Source organism: Rhizobium aouanii (genome assembly GCF_037002925.1).
Lineage (GTDB): Bacteria > Pseudomonadota > Alphaproteobacteria > Rhizobiales > Rhizobiaceae > Rhizobium > Rhizobium aouanii.
On record NZ_JBAMYD010000022.1, the window covers coordinates 62,505 to 83,761 of the forward strand.

A 21,257-nucleotide genomic window follows, 5' to 3' on the forward strand; every position below is an offset into this window, starting at 1 on the left:
TTGAGTGTGAGTTCGCTCATGGTTTTGATCCCGTTGATATATCTGCTGGCAGGTGCGCTTGATTTGAGCGTCGGCAGCAAGGGCCGCGATTATGCGCGGTGCCGCCTCGCTTATGTTCTCCAACGATGACACAGCTGGGGCGTGCGGATAAGCTAACGAAAACGGATCAGCCTATTAAGCAGGACTTTGCAATGCGACCGCTACGCCTAGACAGCTTAGAGATCTTCGAGGACGTCGTGCGCTGCGGCGGCTTTAGAGCCGCCGCACTCGGCAGGGGCGTTTCGTCGTCCGCCATCAGTCAATCGATCAGCGTCCTCGAGGAAGCGCTGGGCATTCGGCTGCTGAATCGAACGACACGCAGCGTCGCGCCGACGGAAGCAGGCGAGCAGCTTCTCGAACGGCTAAGGCCGGCGCTTCACGACATCAGAGCAGCGATCGACGATCTCAATCAGCTTCGCGAGCGCCCATCCGGCACCGTGCGGATCAATGCACCAGGTCCGGCCGCCGACCATGTTCTCTGCCCCCTGGCCTTCGAGTTCATGAAAATCTATCCCGATGTCAACGTCGAGATCGTCAGCGATGCTGCGATCATCGATATCGTGGAGCAGGGTTTCGACGCCGGCGTGCGCTTCGGGAACCAGCTCGCCCAGGACATGATTGCCATGCCCCTCGGTCCCGCCTTGCAATATGCGATCGTGGCCTCGCCCGATTATATTCGCAGGCGCGGTCGCCCTGGCTCGCCGCGCGATCTCTTGCAGCACGACTGCATTCGTCGCCGCTTCCCCGGCGGAACCATGGTGACGTGGAAATTTGAAAGAGACGGCGAAGAAGTGGAAATCACCCCGAACGGTCGGTTGACGCTGAGTTCAGCGCAACAAGAGCGGCAAGCCGCGCTCGCGGGATCGGGAATTGCTCACCTGTTCGAGGATTACGTCCGCGATGATATCGAACAAGGCAGAACTATCGAGCTGCTCAGTGACTGGAAAAAGAAACTGCCGAGCTGGTATCTGTATTATCCGAGCCGGCGGCATACGAGCGCAGCCGTGCGGGCTTTGCTCGAATACGTCCGTAACCAGAGATGGTAGTTAAGAAAAGACGGGCGGGAAGAAGCCGATAACTCCGTAGGTGCGGGCGGGTTCGCATCCGCCCGCACCTACCACCTTCGCCACGCCCGGATGTTGCCGAGATTCCGGTCTGCGCGCTATATATTCGTTAGCCGGGCGGTCGGGAAAACAGCTGAAGTAGCGAGTTCTGGCGGAGACCTATTCTCTTATATACCGGATCTCCAGCAGCGGTGGCCTCGAGCATACCCCGTGACTTGCGCGTGACCGCCACCCCGAAACCGCCGCTGGCGGTCAGTGTCGGTCGCTGCCAGGTCCAGAAACAGACAGCCATCCACCCTCGCACGCGCCAGCACCTAGGGATCACGTGGGGGCGGAGCGCATGCCTTCTGCGGAGATGCGCCTTGTCGGGTTAGGATACGCCTGGATGTTCGCCGCCGTTTTGAAGAAGGTCGCTTTGGCGCCGTGACATTTCAGCAGATCAAGTAGCTTAGGATTGACATCTGGGGCCATCATCGAACTGGCCGGCAACCGCTCCCCTCGCCGCTTCGGACACTTGAGACTTCATTAACTCATCGCGACGGGACGTTGTCTAACGGGGATCTCCGCACGTCCGTCAGAACACTGTTTCTTTTCGAGAAGGCCGCTCTTATCGAAGACTGTAAAAAGCCGCCTTCCCGGCGCGCGATTTACGCAGTACGAACTGTGCGGCTGGCATATTCGCTATTCAAGCGCTGCTGGTTCATCGCGTCACGCTTCGGCGCAGCGCCAAACATCCGGCAGTATTCGCGGCTGAATTGCGAAGCGCTCTCGTAGCCGACCTGATAGGCAGCCTCTGCTACGCTTGCAGCTTCAACCACCATCAGTCGCCTTGCCTCGAGAAGGCGCAGCTGCTTTTGGAACTGGAGCGGCGTCATCGAGGTGAGCGCCTTGAAGTGCTGATGGAACGACGACGGGCTCATTCGCGCGACCTCGGCCAGATGCTCCACATGCAGCGTCTGGGCGAAGTTCGTGTGCAGCATGGAGATGGCTTTCACGACCCGCTCGATATTCGATTCGGGTAACGCCAACCTGTAGAGTTCGCCTCCATGCGGGCTGTTCAGAAGCCAGAAGCAGATCTCGCGTACGATGGAGGGGTAGAGGATCGGGATCGCTTTCGGCGTCTCGGACAGCCTGACAAGACGCTGGATGCAATCCGCCAGAGGTACATCGACGGCTCACGAACATGCAGGGGCCGTGGCTGACAGGTGGGACAGGCGGCTCATCCAATTGTTCAACCACCTCGCGCATCACAGTCACGTCGAGATCTATGGTGACCCCGATGTAGGGCGCGTCGGGGCTCGCCTCAACGATCCGCCCGCTGGCCGGCAGTTCCACGCTTACGACAAGACACTCCATCGCGCCGTAGGACAGCATGTCGTCACCAAAGAGGATCTCTTTTCCTCCCTGGATCACGACGCAGAGAGATGGTCTGTAGATCGCCCGCATCGGCATCATCATTGCCTGACAAGAACGGACAATGTTGAAGCCGTCGATCGGGGTCGGAAACAGGCCCTCACCGCCACCCTGACCCTCGATATAGCCGGTAACCGCGGCAAGAAGCGACGACGACACGCAAGCCTCCGGTTTGTTGCGAGGCCAATGCAACACGCAATCCATATCCGGCAAGGAATCCTCACTTGTAGGAATAGGCAAGTTTCTTGAGAGTTCGGGCATTCTGTTCACGGTGCACTCCATCTAGCTTGAAGGTGCCAAACAAGCGAGGAGCGCGCCGAGCATGACAGAGACTCCCTTGCGGTCAATAGATGTTCAAATAGGTAAATCACCGGCGTCCAGGGAAGCAGGCCAGTCTCATTCGCCCTGCTGAACGCAAGTCAAAGCGTCGCCGCTTCCACAACATTAACGGTATTTCCGCCCACGCAGATAACCGGGCGTGGCGCGCACCGTGCGAGACGTCAGCGCAGCCTTGCCGAGCAAGTCTTGTAACAGCCTCAACAAAGGAGACTTTTGAAATGTCCGATACTGATAGCTCCCGCCGCACGTTCATGGCCCTCGCCGCCGCGGCGCCGGCGGCTCTCGCCCTGACGAGCGCGGCCTCGGCGCAGACGTCCACCGCCGGCACCGGCACCCTGCCTGGCGCCGGTCGGGCTGCGGTTGTGACCGGATCGTCGCGGGGCATCGGCGCCGCTACCGCTAAGCGTCTGGCGCAGGACGGCTACGCCGTGACCGTGAACTATCTCACCAACCGCGATCTGGCCGGCCAGGTCGTGGCCGACATCGAGGCGGCTGGCGGTCGCGCCATCGTTCGCCAAGCGGACGTGGCTGATCCCGCGGCGGTCAAGGCGCTCTTTGATGCCAATGACGAAGCCTTCGGCGGGGTTGATGTGGTGGTGAACAATGCCGGGATCATGAATGTCGGCCCCTTTGGTCAAATGACCGACGTGGCATTCGATCGAATGATGGCCACCAACGTAAAAGGCAGCTTCAACGTTCTGCGCGAGGCGGCGCGGCGTACGCGTGACGGCGGCCGGATCATCAGCCTCAGTTCGAGCATCATAAAGACGCCGCCCCCGGCAACTGGCGCGTATGCGGCCACAAAAAGCGTCCAGGTGCTCTTTTCCAGCGTCCTCGCGAAGGAACTAGCCGGCCGCAACATCTCGGTCAACTCTGTAGCTCCCGGCGCAGTCGACACGCAACTCCTCCGTCAACACGGAGAAGAAGCACTCCGAGGAATTCCCGAGCAGACGCCGCTCGGTCGCCTGGGACTGCCGGATGACATCGCCAGCGTGATTGCTCTTCTTTGCTCTCAGGAAGGTGCCTGGATCGATGGTCAGAATCTATTCGCGAACGGCGGCCTAGGCTAAGGGAGAGCAACCGGCTTGCCCGTGCCGCCGAAGCTGCCAAGCGCCGTCCCCGACGGCGCAGGCTGAATGCAATCGAGATCGGATCAGAGGACCACTGCCCGGTCTCGAAGATCCGGAAAGGAGATCGCTGGATACCCCATCAGCCAGCGATCTCCAAGCCACCGAAGACCGTTTCCGGAACCTAGACGCCTTTGGTGGCCCCATCCCCATAGCAACGAGCCGAGGCGAAGCTTATGGCCTTCGACCCGGCGACTGCATTCGCGGCCATGATCAACGCCTATGGCTCCGTGAGTCGCTTTGCCGTTTTACTGCCAGAGTGCTCCATGCCGATGATACCGTACGGGCTCGCCGAGCGGATAGAGGCGTATAAATCAACCTGTTTCGTTAGATTTGACATACGTTTGCGGGAGCCTGAGCGCGCAGTCGGTGTTTGGCGAGACCACCCGCGATGATCGTCGCCCGTTCGACAGCGGCGACTGTTATGAGGGCGCCAACCGTCCGGACTAACAGCTCGCAGTTCATTTAAGGCACCGTCCGCGGCAAGGTCGCAAATACTTCCGCGGCGGCCCCTCTCCGGTCTGAGCAGAATTATCCCCGTCGCAGCTTGGGGCGGTTGAGCAGCCCCCTCCTTGGGATATGCCAGCCCTCGCCTAAATATGCGCTCGTAGGCGCCGCAAAGGCGCATTGGCGTGCACGACAGACACCGGGACAGCGAACATGTCATGTGACTGGAGGCATCGAAGCTGGCAGATTGCCGTAGCTTCTGAAGGAGGCGATTGCTGGAGTTTGGATGGCGGCTATCCGCACAAGGGGCCGGGCCAACCACTTTCGACGCGAGCTAGATAAAAATATGACAGTCGCTGCCGCTTCACGTTTGGTGCCGCGACCCCACTTGATTATTGCCACCTCTATGGAATCGGAACCTGCAGGAGATGCTCGATCCGAACCGGCAATTTTCGCAGCCGCTTGCCGGTTGCATGAAAGATTGCATTCACGATAGCTGCCGATGCGCCGACCATCGCCACCTCGCCCAGTCCCTTCACCCCTACGCTATTTGCCACCGGGTCGGGTTCATTGATGAAGTCGACCTCGATCTCCCCAATATCGGCGTTCACCGGCACCACGTAATCCACCAGATCATTGTTAAGGAAACCGCCGAAGCGCGGATCGACTTCGGTTGCCTCACGAAGTGCTGCGCCGAAGGCCCACACGACGCCACCACGCACCTGACTGACCGCAGTGCGCGGGCTGACCACGCGCCCGCAATCGGCGAAACTCACCACGCGCGGCAACCTGATGCGCCGGGTGGTCGGCTCGACCTGGACCTCAACAAAATGGGCAATGTAGCTCATTGCTGTAAATTCGGGAAAGGTCGGACCGGCGATCGCATATTGCCCCCTGCGCAACCGTTCCAGTGCTGCAGCATCCTGACCGGGTCCGAGCAGCGAAACGTCAACAGTTAAAAACGGGCGGCGTATGGCGGCGAGCTGCTGATGAATGGTTCCGGAAAACTGCCTGCCTGCGAGCAGTTCGGATATCGCGGCGCGCATCCGCTCGACAGCGAGTGCTGCAGTCGGCACCACGCTGAATGTTCCCCAGGACCCGGCAGTGATCTGCTGGGGAGCAACGGTGGTGTCGCCAAGGACAATGTCGAGCTTTGCCGCGTCTATCTCCAGACCGTCGAGCAGTACGGCACCAATCGCAGTCTTGATACCCTGGCCGAATTCGTGATGCGTTGTCGCGAAACGTGTCGTACCGTCTGCGCTGATGCGAAGCGTCGCCACGGTTGCGGTGACCAGGGCGGGATAGATGCCGCTCGCAACACCCCAGCCGACCAGCGAGCCGTCCGCCGCCCGCATGGATCCGGGCTTGGGCGTGCGTTTCGACCAGCCAAAACGTTGGGCGCCGCGGCTGAGGCATTCATTGAGATGACGGGACGACAGTGGCCGGCCGTTCTGGGGATCGACGCGGGTATCGTTGGCGATGCGAAAATCGACCGGGTCCGCGCCAAGGCCATACGCCAATTCGTCAACTGCGCATTCAAAGGCGAAGCACGCCGGATGCTCGTGTGGTGCGCGCATATGCCCGGGAGGTTGGGTGTCGATCCTGTAGTCCACGCCGCCGCCATAATAGTTTCGAATGCCGTACAAGCGTGTGGGGCCAGCATGATAATCGGGCGGAAAGGTACCTCGGCGGGACTGCTGCTGATCGGCGACATAATGTACGCCCGTCATTTTTCCCGCAGCATCGGCTCCAAGCCTGATGCGGTGCGTGCTGTTCGGCCGGAACTTGGCAAGGTGAAATATCTGCCCCCGCGGGGTGACCAGCTTGACTGGCCGTCCGAGCAACATTGCTGCCCGGGCGATGATGGCCGTTTGCTGCTGTACCCAGCCCTTTTGACCGAATGCTCCGCCGACCGACGGGCTTTTAACGTCGACAATACCCGGGTCGATCCGCAGGATCCGCGCAACAACCTCCTTGATCCCACTGGCGAACTGGGTCCCTTCATAGATGGTCAGCCGGCCATCCGTCCAGACAGCGGTCGTCGAAATCAGCTCGATCGGATTGTGATGCTGGGCTGGTGATTCGTATTCGACATCCACCGTCATGGTAGCTTGCGCCAGAGCGGCTTCAGCATCGCCGAAAGCGGTTGGCCGCGCCTCCTCGCGGACTGCGAGCGCGCTGCGCTTGGTGGCCGCAAACGGCTGTGTCTCGAATGTCGCCGCCACGCGCTCAGCTCCCTCCGTCGCCGCCTCCAACGTCTCGGCGACAACCAGCGCGATCGGCTGGCCACGGAAGGCGATGTCTCGATGAAGGGTCGGAGGCGCGTCAGCGTTGGGGAAGCGCACCGGCTCCGGTGGCGGCGGAAAATCATCTGGCGTCAGTATACGCACCACGCCCGGCACACTGACGGCGTCTTCGACGTGGAGGGTCGCGATACGGCCTTTGGCCACCAACGATGGTACGAGCATTGCGTACAGCATTCCCGGCACGGGAATGTCGGCGGCATAGGCCGTTGCGCCCCGAACCTTGTCAACAGCGTCAATTCTCGCCCGGTCCTTGAACGGTGTGGTGGTCATGAGGTTCTCCCTAAAGCAGATGTTCGATGCGGATCGGCAACTCGCGTATTCGTCTGCCCGTCGCATGGAAGACGGCGTTGGCGACGGCCGCCGAAATGCCCACCATCGAGACCTGGCCCAGTCCCTTGACCCCGGCAGGATTTGAGAGGGGGTCCGGCTGGTCGATCAGGCCGATCTCAATCTCGCCGATGTCGGCATTCACGGGCACGATATAATCGGCCAGGTCTTCATTGAGGTAGCCGCCGTAGCGCGGGTCGATCTCAGTCGCTTCGCGCAAGGCGTGGCTCAAGCCCCAGATCACACCGCCGTACACCTGGCTCCGCGCGGTACGCGGGCTTATAACCCGGCCGCAGTCGGCGATGCTCACCACGCGCGGCACCCGAATGCGCCGGGTGCGCGGCTCGATGCGCACCTCCAGAAAATGGGCGCTGTAGCTGAAGGTCGAGAATTCCGGATAAACAGATTCGGCGACGGCAAAGCCGCCCTGACGCAAGGTCTCCAGCGCGGCCTGATCCTGGCCCGGTCCCACGGTCGTCACCTCAACCTGCAGGAAGGGACGGCGGATGCTTGCGAGCTTCCGGTGAAGGTTTCCCGAGATCTGCCGGCCGTCCAGCAGGTCCGCGACGGCAGCCCGCATCCGCTGCGCCGCCTGCATGGCCGCCGGCACGACGCTATTGGTGCCCCAGGATCCGGCGGTCATGTGCTGTGGCGCTGCCCTCGTGTCACCGAGCGCGATTTCCAGCCTTTCGGGGTCGATATCCAGGTCCTGAAGCAGCACCGACGCGATGGCCGTCCGCATGCCCTGGCCCATTTCGTGACCGGAGATGGCAAAGCGGGTATGGCCGCGCGCGTCGATCCTGAGCGTCGCGATCGCCGGTGTCGTCGCCGACTGGTAGATACCGCAGGCCATGCCCCATCCGATCAGGCTGCCGTCAGCCGCGGTCATCGACCCCGGCACCGGCGAGCGCCGCGACCAACCGAAGCGCCGCGCACCTTCCTTCAAGCATTCGTTCAAGAACCTCGAGGACAGGGGATGGCCATTCTGCGGATCAACGCGTGTGTCATTCGCCAACCGAAATTCGACCGGATCGCGGTTCGTCTTATGGGCAAGTTCGTCGATTGCACTTTCGAACGCGAAGAATGCAGGCTGGGGATGCGTGCCGCGCATGTAGCCTGAATCCTGGCGATCAAGCCGGATATCGGCGCCGGTCCCCAGATAGTTTCGAATGCCATACATCCGGATTACGTCCCGGTGATATTCGGGGACAGCGAAATATCCGTTTGGCGACTGCTCCTGTTCGACGTGATGCTGCACACCGACAATCGTTCCGTCCACGTCCGCACCTATGCGGATCTGATGCCGCGTACGAGCCCGGTAGGTGGCGGTATGAAATATCTGGGCCCGCGGCTGCACGAGCTTGACCGGCCGGCCCGTCAGAATCGCGGCACGCGCAACAAGCGCTGTCTGCCGTTGCACGGCCTTTTGCCCAAAACTGCCGCCCGTAGTTGCGCCGCGCACATGGACGAGGGCTGGATCCAGCCGCAATGCCCCTGCGACGGCACCTTTGACGAGTGAACTGGCCTGGGTCGATTCGTGGATCAACAACGCGCCATCTTCCCAGAGTGCAACCGTCGCGATGAGCTCAAGAGGGTTGTGATGCTGCGTGGGAGAATTGTAAGTCGACTCTACCGTCGCCGCCGCACCGGAAAGGGCTGCTGGAGCGTCCCCGAATGCGACTTCATCCGCAGGCTGACGCCGCGCGCCGGCGCTTTCCATCACGCAGGCAAACGCCTCCGCCACGTAGGTCGGGCGGATTACCTCAGCGCCTTCAATCGCAGCTTCCAGCGTTTCAGCGATGACCAACGCGACCGGCTGGCCGCGGTAGGCGATGGTTGTTTCCAGGGTCGGAGGCGGCGGCGGGGGACCATCTTCGCTGAACGGCGGAGGTGCCGGAAAATCTTCAGGGGTTAGGACACGGACGACGCCCGGCACGCGGAGCGCCGCATCAACGGGCAGCGAGGATAAGCTGCCTTTGGCGATGGTGGCCGGGACAGTCATCGCGTAAAGCGTTCGGGGAAGCACCAGGTCGGCCGCAAATCTTGCCTCTCCCCGCACTTTGGCAAGAGCATCGACGCGGGCGCGATCGGGAAAAGCGGTGGTACTCATGTGCGACCTCTTCCGGCGGCAATGATAAGGGCATCAGCAATGGTGCGGGCGCCGAGCTCTGTCTTGAAGCTGTTATGCCGCCCGGGTCGCGCATCACGGAAGGCGGCTTGGCCGGCAGCGAGCGCGAGTTCCGGCGTGAGCCGATGGCCGATCAGAACCTCTTCGGCCTCGGATGTGCGCCACGGCCGCGTTGCCACGCCGCCAAGCGCGATCCGCGCCCCCTCCACCCGATCACCGCTCATCTCCAGCGCTACCGCAGCTGAAGTGAGCGCGAAGGCGTAGGATTCCCGATCCCTGATCTTATGGTAGGTCGACAGGCGGCCGGCCGGCGTCTTCGGCACCGTGATTGCAGTTATCATCTCGCCGGGCCCGAGGGTAAATTCAAGATGCGGGGTATCGCCCGGCAATCGATAGAGATCGCCGACGGGCAGCGAACGTGAACCAGCCGGTCCCAAAAGCTCGATGGAGGCATCCATCGCGACAAGGGCCACCGGCCAGTCCCCCGGCGAGACGGCGGTGCAGGCCTGGCTGGTTCCGAGAACCGCTTGGCCGCGATCGAGCCCTCCGATAGCAGCACAGCCACTGCCCGCTTCGCGCTTGTTGCAGGGATAAATCCCACCCCCACCGTTGCGGAAGTACATGCAGCGCGTACGCTGGAGGAGATTGCCGCCGACGGTCGCCATATTGCGAAGCTGCTGGGAGGCCGCCTTCGCCAGAGCCTCCGACAGAACCGGATAGTCGCGCCCGACGACGGGATCCTCTGCAACGGCGCTCATCGCTGCGTTCGCCCCAAAGCGAAGCCTATCGCCGACCGTTTCGATCCGGTCCAGCCCCTGGACAGCGGTCACGTCGATCAGATAGTTCGGCCGCTCGATCATAAGCTTCATAAGATCGTAAAGCGTGGTGCCGCCGGCAATGAAGCGTGCACCTTCGCCGGCTTCGGCGAAAGCACCGACTGCTTCTTGAGGTGTTGCCGGACGGATGTAGGTGAATGGGCGCATTTTTCAGCCCCTTCCCATCTTGGCAGCAGCATCTTCAATGGCAGCGACGATGCCGACATAGGCGCCGCAGCGACAAATGTTGCCGCTCATATATTCACGGATTCGTTCGCGTGACGTAGCGTTGCCCTCGGCGACGCACGCCACCGCAGCCATGATCTGACCAGGCGTGCAGTAGCCGCATTGAAGCGCATCGTGATCGATGAACGCCTGCTGCATCGGGTGTAGCGTGTCGCCTTCGGCAAGGCCCTCGATTGTGAGCACTTCCCGGCCATCGACTTTGGCTGCCAGCGTCAAGCAGGAGGCGACACGGCGGCCGTCTATGTGAACAGTGCACGCACCGCACTGCCCGTGGTCGCAGCCCTTCTTTGCCCCCGTCAGCGCAAGCCGTTCGCGAAGCAAGTCGAGAAGGGAGGTCCTCGCATCAACCGTAAGCTCCACCGTTTGGCCGTTAACCGACGTGCGAATTATGAGCGCCTGATCCGCAGAGACGGGCAAAGCAGCTTGGCGAGGCCCGCTTTGAGCGCGAGCGGAGTCTGCGAAATGGCTGGCGGCGACAACCGCGACGCTTGCGATCATCGCATCTCGCCGTGATACGAGGAGTTGGTTGTCCGGGATCTCCGGCGCGACGTCAGGATCATTGCACATTGTTGCTCCTCTCGATTGGAAGTGTTGCGGCAGAATCTGCATTGCTCGGACGGTTCTTTCCTCTGAGCAGGTGACGTGTTGGGATAAGAGCCCGTAGGACAACCGATTGAATCCTCCCGTCGGCGCTATCTGATTTGGCAGCACCGATCGGCGCGGGCTAACTCCCGCCAAAATAAACCCCTGCAGCGAGATCTTCCAAAAGCGTGGAGCCGCCTGGCGACCAGCCCAGATTGCGGCGCGTTTCGGCACTGGATGCACGGATGTCCATCGCCGCGAAGTGATTGAACCAGCCGAAATGGTTAAGCGCGGCTTCTGCGTCGATCGGTGCGACCGGAAGGTCCAGACCGGTGCCGATTGCGGTCGCGATATTCCGCAAGGGAATGCCTTGCTCGGCAACTGCGTGGAAGCGCGCATGGGTCGACGCCCTCTCGGCCGCCAATCGATAGAGCCGGGCCGCGTCGCAGCGATGGACGGCGGGCCACCGGTTCTCGCCGTTGCCGACATAGGCCGAAAATCCCTTTGCCCGTGCGATATCGATGAGAGTTGGCACGAACGCACGATCCCCTTCGCCATGAACACTCGGCGGCAGACGGACGATCGAGACCGGCACCCCCAGCTCGGCCACCGCATCGGCGGCAATTTCCGAAGCAGCGCGCGGATTGGCGGCTGCGTCGGACAGAGGAACAGCGTCCGTGGCTTCCGTAACGAGCCCGTGCTTGGGCAAGACGCCGATTGCCGACGTGACGATGAGTGGCCTATCCGAGCCGGTAAGTTCTCCACCGAGAAATTCGATGACATCGCGATCGGCTTCGCAGTTCGCGCGGAACTGCGAAAAGTCGTGATTGAAGGCGGTATGTATAACGCCGTCAGCCCGAGCCAGCGCCGCCCGCAGGCTGTCTCGCTCGCGCAGATCGGCCGCATAGGCTTCCGCCCCGAGGGTCGCCAGCATTCCGGCCGCGGCGGCGGACCGGACTAGTCCGATTACCCGATGTCCGGCATCGACCAGATCCTTCACCACAGCCGAGCCGACAAAACCTGCTGCGCCGGTCACCAAGATACGCATAGCAATCTTCCTTTAACTGAAGGCAATCCAGCGGCCGGCGAAGACGGCGCTGACCCAGAAACACAGCGATACGGCACCTTAGAATCGCGCGGCTCGCCTTCCAACCAGGACCGCGAGATTAACGCCCAGCCCCGCCTGCCGCAGAAGCAGCGCGTTGCCGCCGGCTGCCGCAATGATCATCATCTTGATGAGGAAAACCGGATTTTCCGCGTAGTTCGCAATCCGCACCGATAGCAGCAACAGCCCGGTCGTCGCTGCCAAAGCAAAGCCGCAGAGCGCCATCCTCACCAGCGCCGGCAAGGCCGCATCGAATTGCGGGCCAAGAATCCGCAACAGCCGCAGGTCGACCGCGACGATCGAGCCCAGCAGGGTCCCTATGCCGATGATGTGCAAGGCCGAAACCACAGGATAGACCCACGGCACCGCAACGATCAGCCGAACAACGCCAAGGTTCTCGATCTCTTGAAACATCAAGGCTAGCATCCGTCCACTCCCGGCGCCCAGTCTCTGGAGTAGGATAGCATCTCCCCGTCCCTCAGCCGTATCCAGGTGCTGCGCAACTGATGCGGGGGCAGGCAGTTGCGAAGCGCAACCAGTGTGACGCGATCACCGGGCTTTACCTTAGCTTCGAGGTCGTAGAACATGCGGACCGGAGAAAGTTCGACCTCACGGACCTGTCCGAGGTCCTCGGGACGAGCTGATACCGGTCCAAAATACTCGTCCGGACGGCCGAGTTGCCCGTCAGCGACCTTTGCTTGCTCGACACGGACGGAAAGAACGGGGTGCGGCGGCGAGAAGGTCGTTGCCGTGACGATGCCGGAAATGAGTATTGGCCTGGAGGCATCGTAGCGGCCGGTAATCCCATGATGCGCGAGCGCGCTGCCTGCTAGTCCGCTGGCAAGGACGACGGCTGCAGTATGCCTCAAATGAGTCATAGGAAACATATTACGCTCCATCGGCAACAGATGTTTCTGTCCTAGTCGATGCAAACGTAGAGGCTTGATGCAGCACGATCCATGCCCTACCGTCCGCGATATCGTCGCGATCGTCCGGAATTCGTATGGATCCACTTTCTGAAGTCTTGTCGCTACTCAGAACGCGCAGCTATGTGTCGTCCGGTTTCAGGGCCGGCGGCGAGTGGTCGCTTCATTTTGCGCTCAAGGACGACGTGATCAAATGCTACGCTGTCGAGGCTGGCGGATGTTGGCTGGCGGTGGACGGGATCGGTGAGCGGGTCAGGCTTGAAGCTGGAGATTGCTTCGTCCTCCCAAGTGGACGTCCGTTTCGCCTTGCCAGCGATTTGACGCTCTCGCCGATGGATTCGAAGGCCGTGTTCCCTCCCGCCCTGCCAGGTGGCACCGTCACGCTGAATGATGGCCGTGACCTGCTCCTCGTGGGGAGTCGCTTTACCGTGGCGGGACGGCACGCAGGCATGCTTCTGAAGATGATGCCACCGATTGTGCATATTCGAAAGGATGTGGATCAGGCGGCATTGCGCTGGTCAGTGGCGAGGATGCGTGAGGAACTTCGCGATGGTCAGCCTGGCGGCGCGTTGATTGCGCAACAGCTGGCCCACATGATGCTGGTTCAAGCGCTGCGCCTCCATCTGCTGGAAGGTGTTCATGAGCCCGGCTGGTTTGCAGCACTAACTGACACCCGTCTGTGCGCGGCGATATCGGCAATGCATGCCAATCCTGCGGAGCGCTGGACCTTGCAGGAACTTGCTGCAGAGGCCGGAATGTCGCGATCGGTCTTCGCGCAGCGGTTCAGGGAAGCGGCCGGTGAAACACCTTTGGAATACCTGACCCGCTGGAGGATGCTTCTGGCCGGCGAGGAACTGGAGGTTGGACGATCGGTTTCGGCGATCGCACCCGCGCTCGGCTATGCATCCGAGAGTGCCTTCACCAGCGCGTTCAAGCGCGTGATGGGCTGCACGCCAAGGGACTATCTGAACAAAAGTAAGACTAGGCTTCCGCTTCAGGCCGCTCAGACCGGCCGCGATACCCACAGAAGGCTTCGCGGCTGAATCGAATGATACTCCCGTGCGGGTCCCAAGGCCCCGAAGCCGGGCGAAATGCCGTCTGCCCGGCTTTCGCAGAAATCCTGATTTTTGCTACAGGGGCGGCAAGCGTCGTTTGACGGACGTTCCCTTGATGACGGCCGTGCTGGTGACGGCGTGTTCTGAGAGCGCTTCGAGGACGTCGTCCATCTGCTCGATCGTATGGACTACCAGACGAGCAAGGAATGGATCATCGCCGGTGATCTTGTCGCATTCGACAAATTCCGGACGCTCCTGAATGAGCCGTTCGACGAGGTGCAGTTTGCCGGGGAGCGGCCGGATGCGCACCATCGCGTTGTCGAACAGGCTTGGTCGCGTCCTTCGCGAACGGCGTCGTCAAGGACCGTGCAGCCGTCAGCGCCGCGATCACGTCGCCATGGTCGAATGGCCAGACCGAAGGGCAGATCACCAAGCTCAAATTTGTGAAACGCCAGATGTATGGCCGCGGAAAGATTGACCTCCTCCAGGCCCGCGTCATCGGCACGGGATAAAATCCATCACCACCAAAACTGCGTCAGAGCCAATTTTGGACGCCGATTAACAGCCCTCGGCGGGATGAGCGAAAAAAATTGCTTTTATCGCTCAGATTATTGCGGCATTGTGGGCGATAAATATGGAGTTTATCGCCCATGGCGTGGAATTGGGAATTGGCGGGGTGGCCGAAGTTCGAGTGGAACCCTGAGCTTCTGCGGGAGAGGGAGCTGGCATCCATGGAGAATGCAGCTATCGCGGTCGGCACCATGCGCCATCTCGGGAAGAACGATCGCGAGGACGTCGTGATCGAGCTTCTCAGCTCCGATGCTTTGAGCACATCAGCCATCGAGGGGGAAGTCCTCGACCGTGACAGCGTTCAATCGTCCCTTCGGCGGCAACTCGGACTGTCTGCGGCACCTCTCCGCAGCAGTCCGGCAGAGGCAGGCATTGCAGAGATGATGGCAGATCTCTACCGCCACCCACTTGACCCCATCACCGAGGAGCGGCTGTTCGAATGGCACCGGATGGTGATGAATGGCCGCCGGGACATCGCCGACATCGGCAGCTATCGCCGTCATGACGAACCGATGCAGATCGTCTCCGGCGCTTTCGGCCGCCAGCGCATACACTTCGAAGCACCTCCATCCGAGCGCTTGGCAGTCGAGATGAGCCGGCTTCTCGAATGGCTTGAACACACCTCTCCGGAAGGGGCGCACCCGCTTGCTGCCGTCACCCGCGCCGGCATCGCGCATCTGTGGTTCGAGAGCATCCACCCTTTCGAGGACGGCAACGGCCGTATCGGCCGTGCGATCGCCGAAAGCGCACTTGCACGAGCGATCTCGACTCCGACTTTCAGCGCATTATCGAAATCGCTGCTGAAACACCGCAGGGACTATTACGCGATGCTGGAGGCGGCGAGCTCCACGCTCGTTATCGATGACTGGCTCTCATGGTTCGCGGATCGGGCGCTCGAAGCCCAGTATTCCGCGGACGAATTGGTCCGCTTCCTGATCGAAAAGACACGGCTTATGGATAGGTTGCGTGGCGCGCTGAACCAGCGACAGGAGAAGGTCCTTCTTCGCATGCTCGCCGAGGGTCCTGAAGGTTTCACCGGGGGTTTGAGCGCCGGCAACTACGCCACGATCACAGGCGCTCCGCCCTCGACTATAACCCGCGATCTAGCCGACCTGGTCGAGAAGGGCGCACTGCTGCGCACCGGCGAGCGCAAGGCGACGCGCTACCGGCTGAATCTCGCAACCGAAACATAGGCGAGCTGGCCGAGGCGTTCCGTCAGCAAAAGTGAATCAGGCAGCAATACTCTGCGCCTCAGTGTCATCACAGGCGGATTTCGCCAGGGCCTCCTCCACCTCACGCAAACTTCCCACGCTTCTCAGCCGGGTCGTCAGCAAAGGCAAAGTTGTCAGCCTGCCGCGACTGGTAGGAGGAAAGCCGCCGCGGGTACTCCGCCAACCTCTGGCGATAACATTCCCGCTCCTCTTCGAATCCCTCGAGCAGCGGTCGATTAGCTGTGACAAGCCATTGACATCAACTAAGTGACCGCCTTGATGGGACTCGAACCGCAGACCGGTGAATTGGTTGGTTTTCAAACTGCTGCGGGAAGAGGATCGGTGCCTTCACTAAGGATCGCGAGATACCGTCTATAGCTGAAAACGCGACCACGCTTGCGGCCGGTCACCTCCTCAACTATGCCGAACCGCTCCAGATCGGTGAGTGCCGCATTGACGGTAGGGGCCGATAGGCCCGTCTTTTGAACAAGCTGATTTGCCGTCAGGAACGGATTTTGCTGAAAAAGATCATGGATGCGAAGCGCTGAACCGGCTCGGTCGCTGTCAGTTGTGATGCGCTCGCGGTCTTCCTTGAACACCTCGACGATCCGAGTGGCGGCGTCAAAAGCCTGGTTTGCGGTGTCGGCGACGCCGGCAAGGAAGAAGTCGAGCCAACCTTCCCAACTGCCGTGTTCGCGGACCTCCTGGAGCAGTCGATAGTATTCCGTTCGATGGGTCTTCAGGTAAAGACTTAGATACAGTAGTGGCTTACGCAGAACCCCATTCATGCAAAGGTAGAGCGTGACTAGCAAGCGGCCGATACGACCGTTGCCATCCAGGAATGGATGGATCGTTTCGAACTGGACGTGCAGAAGGCCGGCCTTGATGAGTGCAGGCAGCCGCGACCGATCTTCATGCATGAAACCTTCGAGCGCATCCAAGCAGGTGTCCATCTCCGTGACAGGTGGCGGCACGAAGAGCGCATTGCCAGGTCGTGTCCCCCCGATCCAATTCTGCGAGCGCCGGAATTCGCCGGGATTCTTGGTACCGCCGCGCCCACTTTGCAGCAATCGCGCGTGCATTTCACGGATCAGGCGTAGGGACATTGGCAGAGATTCCAGTCGTTCCAAACCATACATCATGGCATCGACGTAGTTCGAAACTTCGCGGATATCATCGATAGGTTGTCCCGCCTGCGCTTCCGTCTCAAAACGCAGAAGATCGGAGAGCGTTGACTGTGTTCCTTCGATCTGCGAGGAAAGAACAGCTTCCTTCCTGACATACATGTAAAGAAAGAGCTCCTGACGAGGGAGCAGCATCGTGATACCATCTAGCCGTCCGAGAGCTCGCTCCGCCAAGCTAAGACGCTCCAGAAGTGAAAGCACATCAATGGCAGGCATAGGCGGCAATGGCGGAGGTACGAATGCCCGCACGGTTTCGCCAGCAACTGCTGTTTCGACAAAGCGGCCGAACCGCTGATTTAGCTCGGAATCAGACATAGGCCGATTATGATTTTCAGCTACTATTTAAGCAAGTGGGCCTTCGCTTAAATAACGAAGCAGCTAAGGTAAGCGCTCTTAAATAAGCGTACGCCCAGTCGAGCGCCTTGAATGAATGCGACCCGCAGACCTGATCATGGGTTCAAGTGGGATAACGGCGATTTATGGAACTCTTTGAGAGACGTGGGACATGACCGGAATTCAACCTACCGCTGATCGGGTCTTCGAAGATGAGGTTCTTGCACGCCCGGATTTCGCGATCCTAGCTGGGCTGCAGTCGGTCTCGCTGCACCCCTGGTCGACGAGACCTCACCTTCTAAACTCATGACGAAATCCTTACGACAGGCCCGCCGAGAACTCCATGAGCGGCAGGGTTTTAGTCAAACATCTTTTTGATCGTCGCGATTGGGATGAACATCCGCATCGCATTTGTTGGCAGAGGCTGGAAGCCGTATTCCTTGTAAAGCTTTACTCGTCTCTCGGTCCGCTCTGCATCACCGCAATCCAGGACATCGAGCAAGACGATTGCCGTACCTATGTCATCCGAGATACGCGCTATTCGCGTCAAGCAGTCGATCAGCAGGTCACCGCCGTATCCGCTGCCAGCGAATTTCAAGTCGCGACCGATCATTGAGATGTAGGCCGCGGGAATTGACCCATGTCCCGGCCGGTCGCGGGCGAACCTTTTCGGAAGCTCCGTATAATCAACAGCGTGGCTGTTGATGGCGTAGAAGCCCATCACCGGGCCTGCGTCCTGCGTCATTACGAAAACACGAACATTGTCGCTCTTCTGAAGCTTGTTTGCGGTCTTCTGAAAGAAATTGTCGACCTGCTCAATGCCGCACGAAAAAGCCGCCCGATCATGTTTTAGGGGATCGAGCGGCTCGATGATTGGCTTTGGCGCTTCGTTTTGCGGCATTATTTTGAAACGACAGTCTCGCTGTGACGCTTGAAAGCAGCCTTAAGTCTATCTGTCGGCTCTGGCGGGTTGTCCAGTGCAGCAAAAAACGCAGCGTGATCGGCTGGCTGCAAAAAGGTCCGTTCATGGACGGCGATCGTCGTCATGGCGGCTTGATAAGCAGCGTTGATCGTGAAAGCGGAGTCGTCTACACCGGACAGCGCAGCAGCGCGTTGAATTGCCGTCTTGATGCGCGCCTTCGTACGGAAGCCCATACGTGCGTCGTTTGGTTCATCGATTTCGGCAGTCATGTCTTTGAAAGCAAGCATAGTCGCCTCCTCTTCGGGTGTAACTGTGTGGTTATGTGTACGTCAAAATGACGTACCCGTCAAGTTGATATACGGATCTTCGTACGTCGCGTGTGCGTACGTTCAGTGAACGTCGCGCAACAGTTCCTGCGCACCGTGTATGTGGGCAGGCGAACGTCAACGGCTCATCGTTAGTCGAGACTGGCCTCGCTACGGCAGCCGATACGAACGGACGGATTGATATCGAGCATCTGGGCAAGCGGTGCCCACTCAACATGTGCCAGCGTCGTCAGCGATATCGCGAGAATAGAGGCCCGTGCATACGATAAGCCGTGAAGCGACGATATTGCGCCAGCCCAGGGTCTGATTTTGTATTGAAGGGTATGAAGGTACAATCGTTTTTGCGGTTGCTGGCCTTGCCACGGCGACGAGTGTCGCAGCACGTCGCTTCACTTCCAAGAGCGTCTCGGAGACGTCGTCCATGTCGAAGAGACCGATCCGACCGAATTGACTTTACAGCTCAGCGCAATGAGACAGGGAGGGCAACGGATCGCCCTCCCGCAAACGTCATGCAACTTCGGCAGAAAACCGCGCAAATAGCGGCTTCAGGCGGGGATGCCGTGCCGCCCGAGGCGGATGGATCTCGATGTTTCGGCCGGATTTCGTCTCGCGCCTAAGCCATTCGCTGATGGTCTCAGCGCTGGTGTGATCAATGTAAAACAGGTGTTTGCCGATGATATTGACTTTACGGCCGTCGGGTAGCCCTTCGAACGTGCTGAGTAGCGCCGGCACGTCTTTGCAGGTGACCGCTCCGCGCAAACGGACATGGATTTCGTTATCGACCTCAGCATGCCTGATCACAAGCTTTCGACGCAGATAGGGGAGAATTTCCAGAATCGACAGCGCAAGGCCGAGCGCCACGCCGACCAGCAAATCCTGCAGGACGACCATGGCCACCGTCACTGCCCATATTCCGACCGGTACGAGACCATGGTGCTCGAACAAGTGACGCACATGGTGGAGACTGATCAGCCTCCAGCCAGTGACGAGCAGGACGGCGGCAAGCGCCGTCAACGGCACCATTCCCAACACGCCCGGTAAAAGCGCCACCAACGCCAGGATCCAAACGCCATGTAATATTGCCGAGGTGCGCGTGCGAGCTCCAGCCTGGATATTGGCCGATGATCGAACAATGACACCCGTGATCGGCAATGCCCCGAGCAATCCACAAAGGCCGTTACCGACGCCTTGGGCGAATAGTTCCTTGTTGAAGCGGGTACGTTCTCCATCGTGCATTCGGTCGACGGCGGCCGCGGAAAGAAGCGTTTCGGCGCTTGCAATGACGGCAATCATCAACGTCATTAAAATAATGCCCGGCTGCACAAGCTGGGCGAAATTCCCGGCCGTCGGAAAGGATATGCTGTCAACTAGAGAGGCGGGCACGTCCACGCGGGCGATCGGGAGTTCAAGCGTGATTGTCAAGATTGTAGCGGCAGCAACACCGACAAGAGCTCCCGGGACCAGCGACAGTGATTTCGGGCGGAATTTCTCCCAACACACCATCGCAAGAAGAGCGATGAGGCCGACCAACAGTGCGACGGCCTCGTTGGTGACATTGGTGCCCGTTAACCGGCTGACGCTCTCGTCGATGGCGGTGACGTTCTCTATGCCGCCTGCTGCGGGCTTGGCACCCATGAGAACATGGATCTGTCCCAGGATGATCAAAATGCCGATGCCGGCCAGCATCCCATGAACCACCGCCGGAGAAATCGCTCTGAACCAGGAGCCGATTCTCAGGAAACCCGCCACGATCTGCAGAAGTCCGACAACGAGCAGCACAGGACCGAGCATGGCAATGCCATGCTGTTCGACGAAGCCGAAGACGATCACGGCAAGACCGGCGGCAGGCCCGGAGACCTGAAGAGGTGAGCCTGCCAGCACGCCCACGACCAGCCCTCCTACGATACCGGAGATCAGCCCCATGGCCGCGGGCACCCCCGATGCGATTGCAATGCCCAGGCAGAGCGGAATAGCAACAAGGAAAACCACGAGAGACGAAGCGAGGTCGCGTGAAACAGAGCCGGTGTTTGTCATGGCACTACTCCCCTGCAAGCGCTGCGGCAATCCGCGGCATGACATGCGGATGGCCTCGTCCTGTGAAGGCGACCGGCAGCGGCTCCCTCTCCTGTACCTCCGTAAACCTGGCCAGAACCCCGTCATAGACCTGGACCTCACCCGTCTCGATATCGAAGAACCAGCCGTGGAGTGTGATTTCGCTGGTCGCGAGCTTTGCCGCCACTGATGGATGGGTCTTCAGGTGGTCAATCTGTACGACCACATTTTCCATCGCTACCGCACGTACACGCTCAGCGTCGGAAAGATCGTCGGGATAGGCCTGGCAAACAATCGAATAAGCGGCGTGGCTGTGCCGCAGCCAGGCCGCGACATTCGGCATTGGTTCCAGCATTTGTGGGTGGCACAGCCCTTTCATCGCCCCGCAATCGGAGTGACCGCAGACGATAATGTCACTGACGCCGAGGGCCAGGATGGCGTATTCGATTGCGGACGAGACGCCGCCGTTGAGGGTCGAGAAGGGTGGAACGATATTGCCTGCATTGCGGCAGACGAAGAGATCGCCGGGGCCGGACTGCGTTATCGTTTCCGGCATCACGCGGCTGTCGGCGCAAGATATCATCAGCGCATGGGGCTGCTGGCCTTCGCGCGCGAGTTTGCGGTAGAGCGCCGAGTGGGTCGGGAACACGGCGCCGCGAAAACTGGAGATGCCTTTCAGGAGATCACCCATATTCGGATCCTCTTTCTGGCCGGACACTGGGAGGAATGTCTGTCGTCCG

The 21,257-nt window shown here is 60.2% G+C and carries 17 protein-coding genes and 3 pseudogenes; 5 read left to right on the top strand and 15 right to left on the bottom strand.

The window, feature by feature from the left end:
- Positions 1–125 precede the first annotated feature (125 nt).
- Entirely contained in the window at positions 126–1,085 is a 960-nt protein-coding gene (locus tag V8P77_RS30120) for a LysR family transcriptional regulator (protein WP_335915868.1), read from the top strand.
- Positions 1,086–1,424: 339 nt separating this feature from the next.
- Here the strand turns inward: V8P77_RS30120 and V8P77_RS34850 are convergent, their stop codons facing one another.
- Positions 1,425–1,577, bottom strand: a complete 153-nt coding sequence (locus V8P77_RS34850; RefSeq protein WP_373694621.1) for a polysaccharide deacetylase family protein — start codon at positions 1,575–1,577, stop codon at positions 1,425–1,427.
- A 173-nt stretch (positions 1,578–1,750) separates the two neighbouring features.
- A pseudogene (locus V8P77_RS30125) lies at positions 1,751–2,675 on the bottom strand (AraC family transcriptional regulator).
- 398 nt (positions 2,676–3,073) lie between these two features.
- Here V8P77_RS30125 and V8P77_RS30130 point away from each other — a divergent pair.
- Entirely contained in the window at positions 3,074–3,925 is an 852-nt protein-coding gene (locus V8P77_RS30130) for an SDR family oxidoreductase (protein ID WP_077976723.1), read from the top strand.
- Positions 3,926–4,833: 908 nt separating this feature from the next.
- Here V8P77_RS30130 and V8P77_RS30135 read toward each other — a convergent pair.
- From V8P77_RS30135 to V8P77_RS30165, 7 genes are all read right to left on the bottom strand, one after another.
- A complete protein-coding gene (locus V8P77_RS30135) occupies positions 4,834–7,005 on the bottom strand; it encodes a xanthine dehydrogenase family protein molybdopterin-binding subunit (RefSeq protein ID WP_335915843.1) in 2,172 nt (723 codons plus the stop codon).
- Between the two features lie 10 nt (positions 7,006–7,015).
- Entirely contained in the window at positions 7,016–9,172 is a 2,157-nt protein-coding gene (locus tag V8P77_RS30140) for a xanthine dehydrogenase family protein molybdopterin-binding subunit (protein WP_335915844.1), read from the bottom strand.
- Positions 9,169–10,173 carry an FAD binding domain-containing protein gene (locus V8P77_RS30145; protein WP_077976719.1) on the bottom strand — a complete coding sequence of 335 codons (1,005 nt, stop codon included), beginning with the start codon at positions 10,171–10,173 and terminating at the stop codon, positions 9,169–9,171. The genes V8P77_RS30140 and V8P77_RS30145 overlap by 4 nt, the downstream gene beginning before the upstream one ends.
- Positions 10,174–10,176: 3 nt before the next feature.
- The gene (locus tag V8P77_RS30150; protein ID WP_131642924.1) at positions 10,177–10,749 is read right to left on the bottom strand and encodes a (2Fe-2S)-binding protein; all 573 of its coding nucleotides are present in this window, start codon (positions 10,747–10,749) and stop codon (positions 10,177–10,179) included.
- Between the two features lie 226 nt (positions 10,750–10,975).
- Positions 10,976–11,881, bottom strand: coding sequence for an SDR family oxidoreductase (locus V8P77_RS30155; protein ID WP_077976717.1), 906 nt, complete (start codon positions 11,879–11,881; stop codon positions 10,976–10,978).
- A gap of 78 nt (positions 11,882–11,959) precedes the next feature.
- Positions 11,960–12,274, bottom strand: a complete 315-nt coding sequence (locus V8P77_RS30160) for a hypothetical protein (protein ID WP_335915845.1) — start codon at positions 12,272–12,274, stop codon at positions 11,960–11,962.
- An 83-nt stretch (positions 12,275–12,357) separates the two neighbouring features.
- Positions 12,358–12,825 carry a DUF6152 family protein gene (locus V8P77_RS30165; protein ID WP_077976715.1) on the bottom strand — a complete coding sequence of 156 codons (468 nt, stop codon included), beginning with the start codon at positions 12,823–12,825 and terminating at the stop codon, positions 12,358–12,360.
- A gap of 116 nt (positions 12,826–12,941) precedes the next feature.
- Here V8P77_RS30165 and V8P77_RS30170 point away from each other — a divergent pair, with 116 nt between their 5' ends.
- Positions 12,942–13,907 (top strand): AraC family transcriptional regulator, encoded by a 966-nt coding sequence (locus V8P77_RS30170; RefSeq protein WP_131661887.1) that lies wholly within the window; start codon positions 12,942–12,944, stop codon positions 13,905–13,907.
- Between the two features lie 87 nt (positions 13,908–13,994).
- On the opposite strand, the pseudogene V8P77_RS30175 reads toward V8P77_RS30170, so the two are convergent.
- Positions 13,995–14,234, bottom strand: a pseudogene (locus V8P77_RS30175) (Lrp/AsnC ligand binding domain-containing protein); the annotation flags it as partial.
- Here V8P77_RS30175 and V8P77_RS30180 point away from each other — a divergent pair.
- Together V8P77_RS30180 and V8P77_RS30185 are read left to right on the top strand one after the other, a co-directional pair.
- Positions 14,234–14,431 (top strand): annotated as a pseudogene (locus V8P77_RS30180) (ISL3 family transposase); the annotation flags it as partial. The pseudogenes V8P77_RS30175 and V8P77_RS30180 overlap by 1 nt on opposite strands.
- Before the next feature lie 138 nt (positions 14,432–14,569).
- Entirely contained in the window at positions 14,570–15,682 is a 1,113-nt protein-coding gene (locus V8P77_RS30185) for a Fic family protein (RefSeq protein WP_168285969.1), read from the top strand.
- A 335-nt stretch (positions 15,683–16,017) separates the two neighbouring features.
- On the opposite strand, the gene V8P77_RS30190 is transcribed toward V8P77_RS30185, so the two are convergent.
- The 5 genes from V8P77_RS30190 to V8P77_RS30210 form a co-directional block, all read right to left on the bottom strand.
- The gene (locus tag V8P77_RS30190; protein WP_077976712.1) at positions 16,018–17,199 is read right to left on the bottom strand and encodes a Fic family protein; all 1,182 of its coding nucleotides are present in this window, start codon (positions 17,197–17,199) and stop codon (positions 16,018–16,020) included.
- A gap of 376 nt (positions 17,200–17,575) precedes the next feature.
- The gene (locus V8P77_RS30195) at positions 17,576–18,118 is read right to left on the bottom strand and encodes a GNAT family N-acetyltransferase (protein ID WP_077976711.1); all 543 of its coding nucleotides are present in this window, start codon (positions 18,116–18,118) and stop codon (positions 17,576–17,578) included.
- Positions 18,118–18,426: a type II toxin-antitoxin system TacA family antitoxin gene (locus V8P77_RS30200; protein WP_003563077.1), complete on the bottom strand. Its 309-nt coding sequence runs from the start codon at positions 18,424–18,426 to the stop codon at positions 18,118–18,120. The genes V8P77_RS30195 and V8P77_RS30200 overlap by 1 nt, the downstream gene beginning before the upstream one ends.
- A gap of 546 nt (positions 18,427–18,972) precedes the next feature.
- Positions 18,973–20,499 carry a SulP family inorganic anion transporter gene (locus V8P77_RS30205; protein ID WP_221970428.1) on the bottom strand — a complete coding sequence of 509 codons (1,527 nt, stop codon included), beginning with the start codon at positions 20,497–20,499 and terminating at the stop codon, positions 18,973–18,975.
- 4 nt (positions 20,500–20,503) lie between these two features.
- Positions 20,504–21,208 carry a carbonic anhydrase gene (locus V8P77_RS30210; protein WP_335915849.1) on the bottom strand — a complete coding sequence of 235 codons (705 nt, stop codon included), beginning with the start codon at positions 21,206–21,208 and terminating at the stop codon, positions 20,504–20,506.
- Positions 21,209–21,257 lie beyond the last annotated feature (49 nt).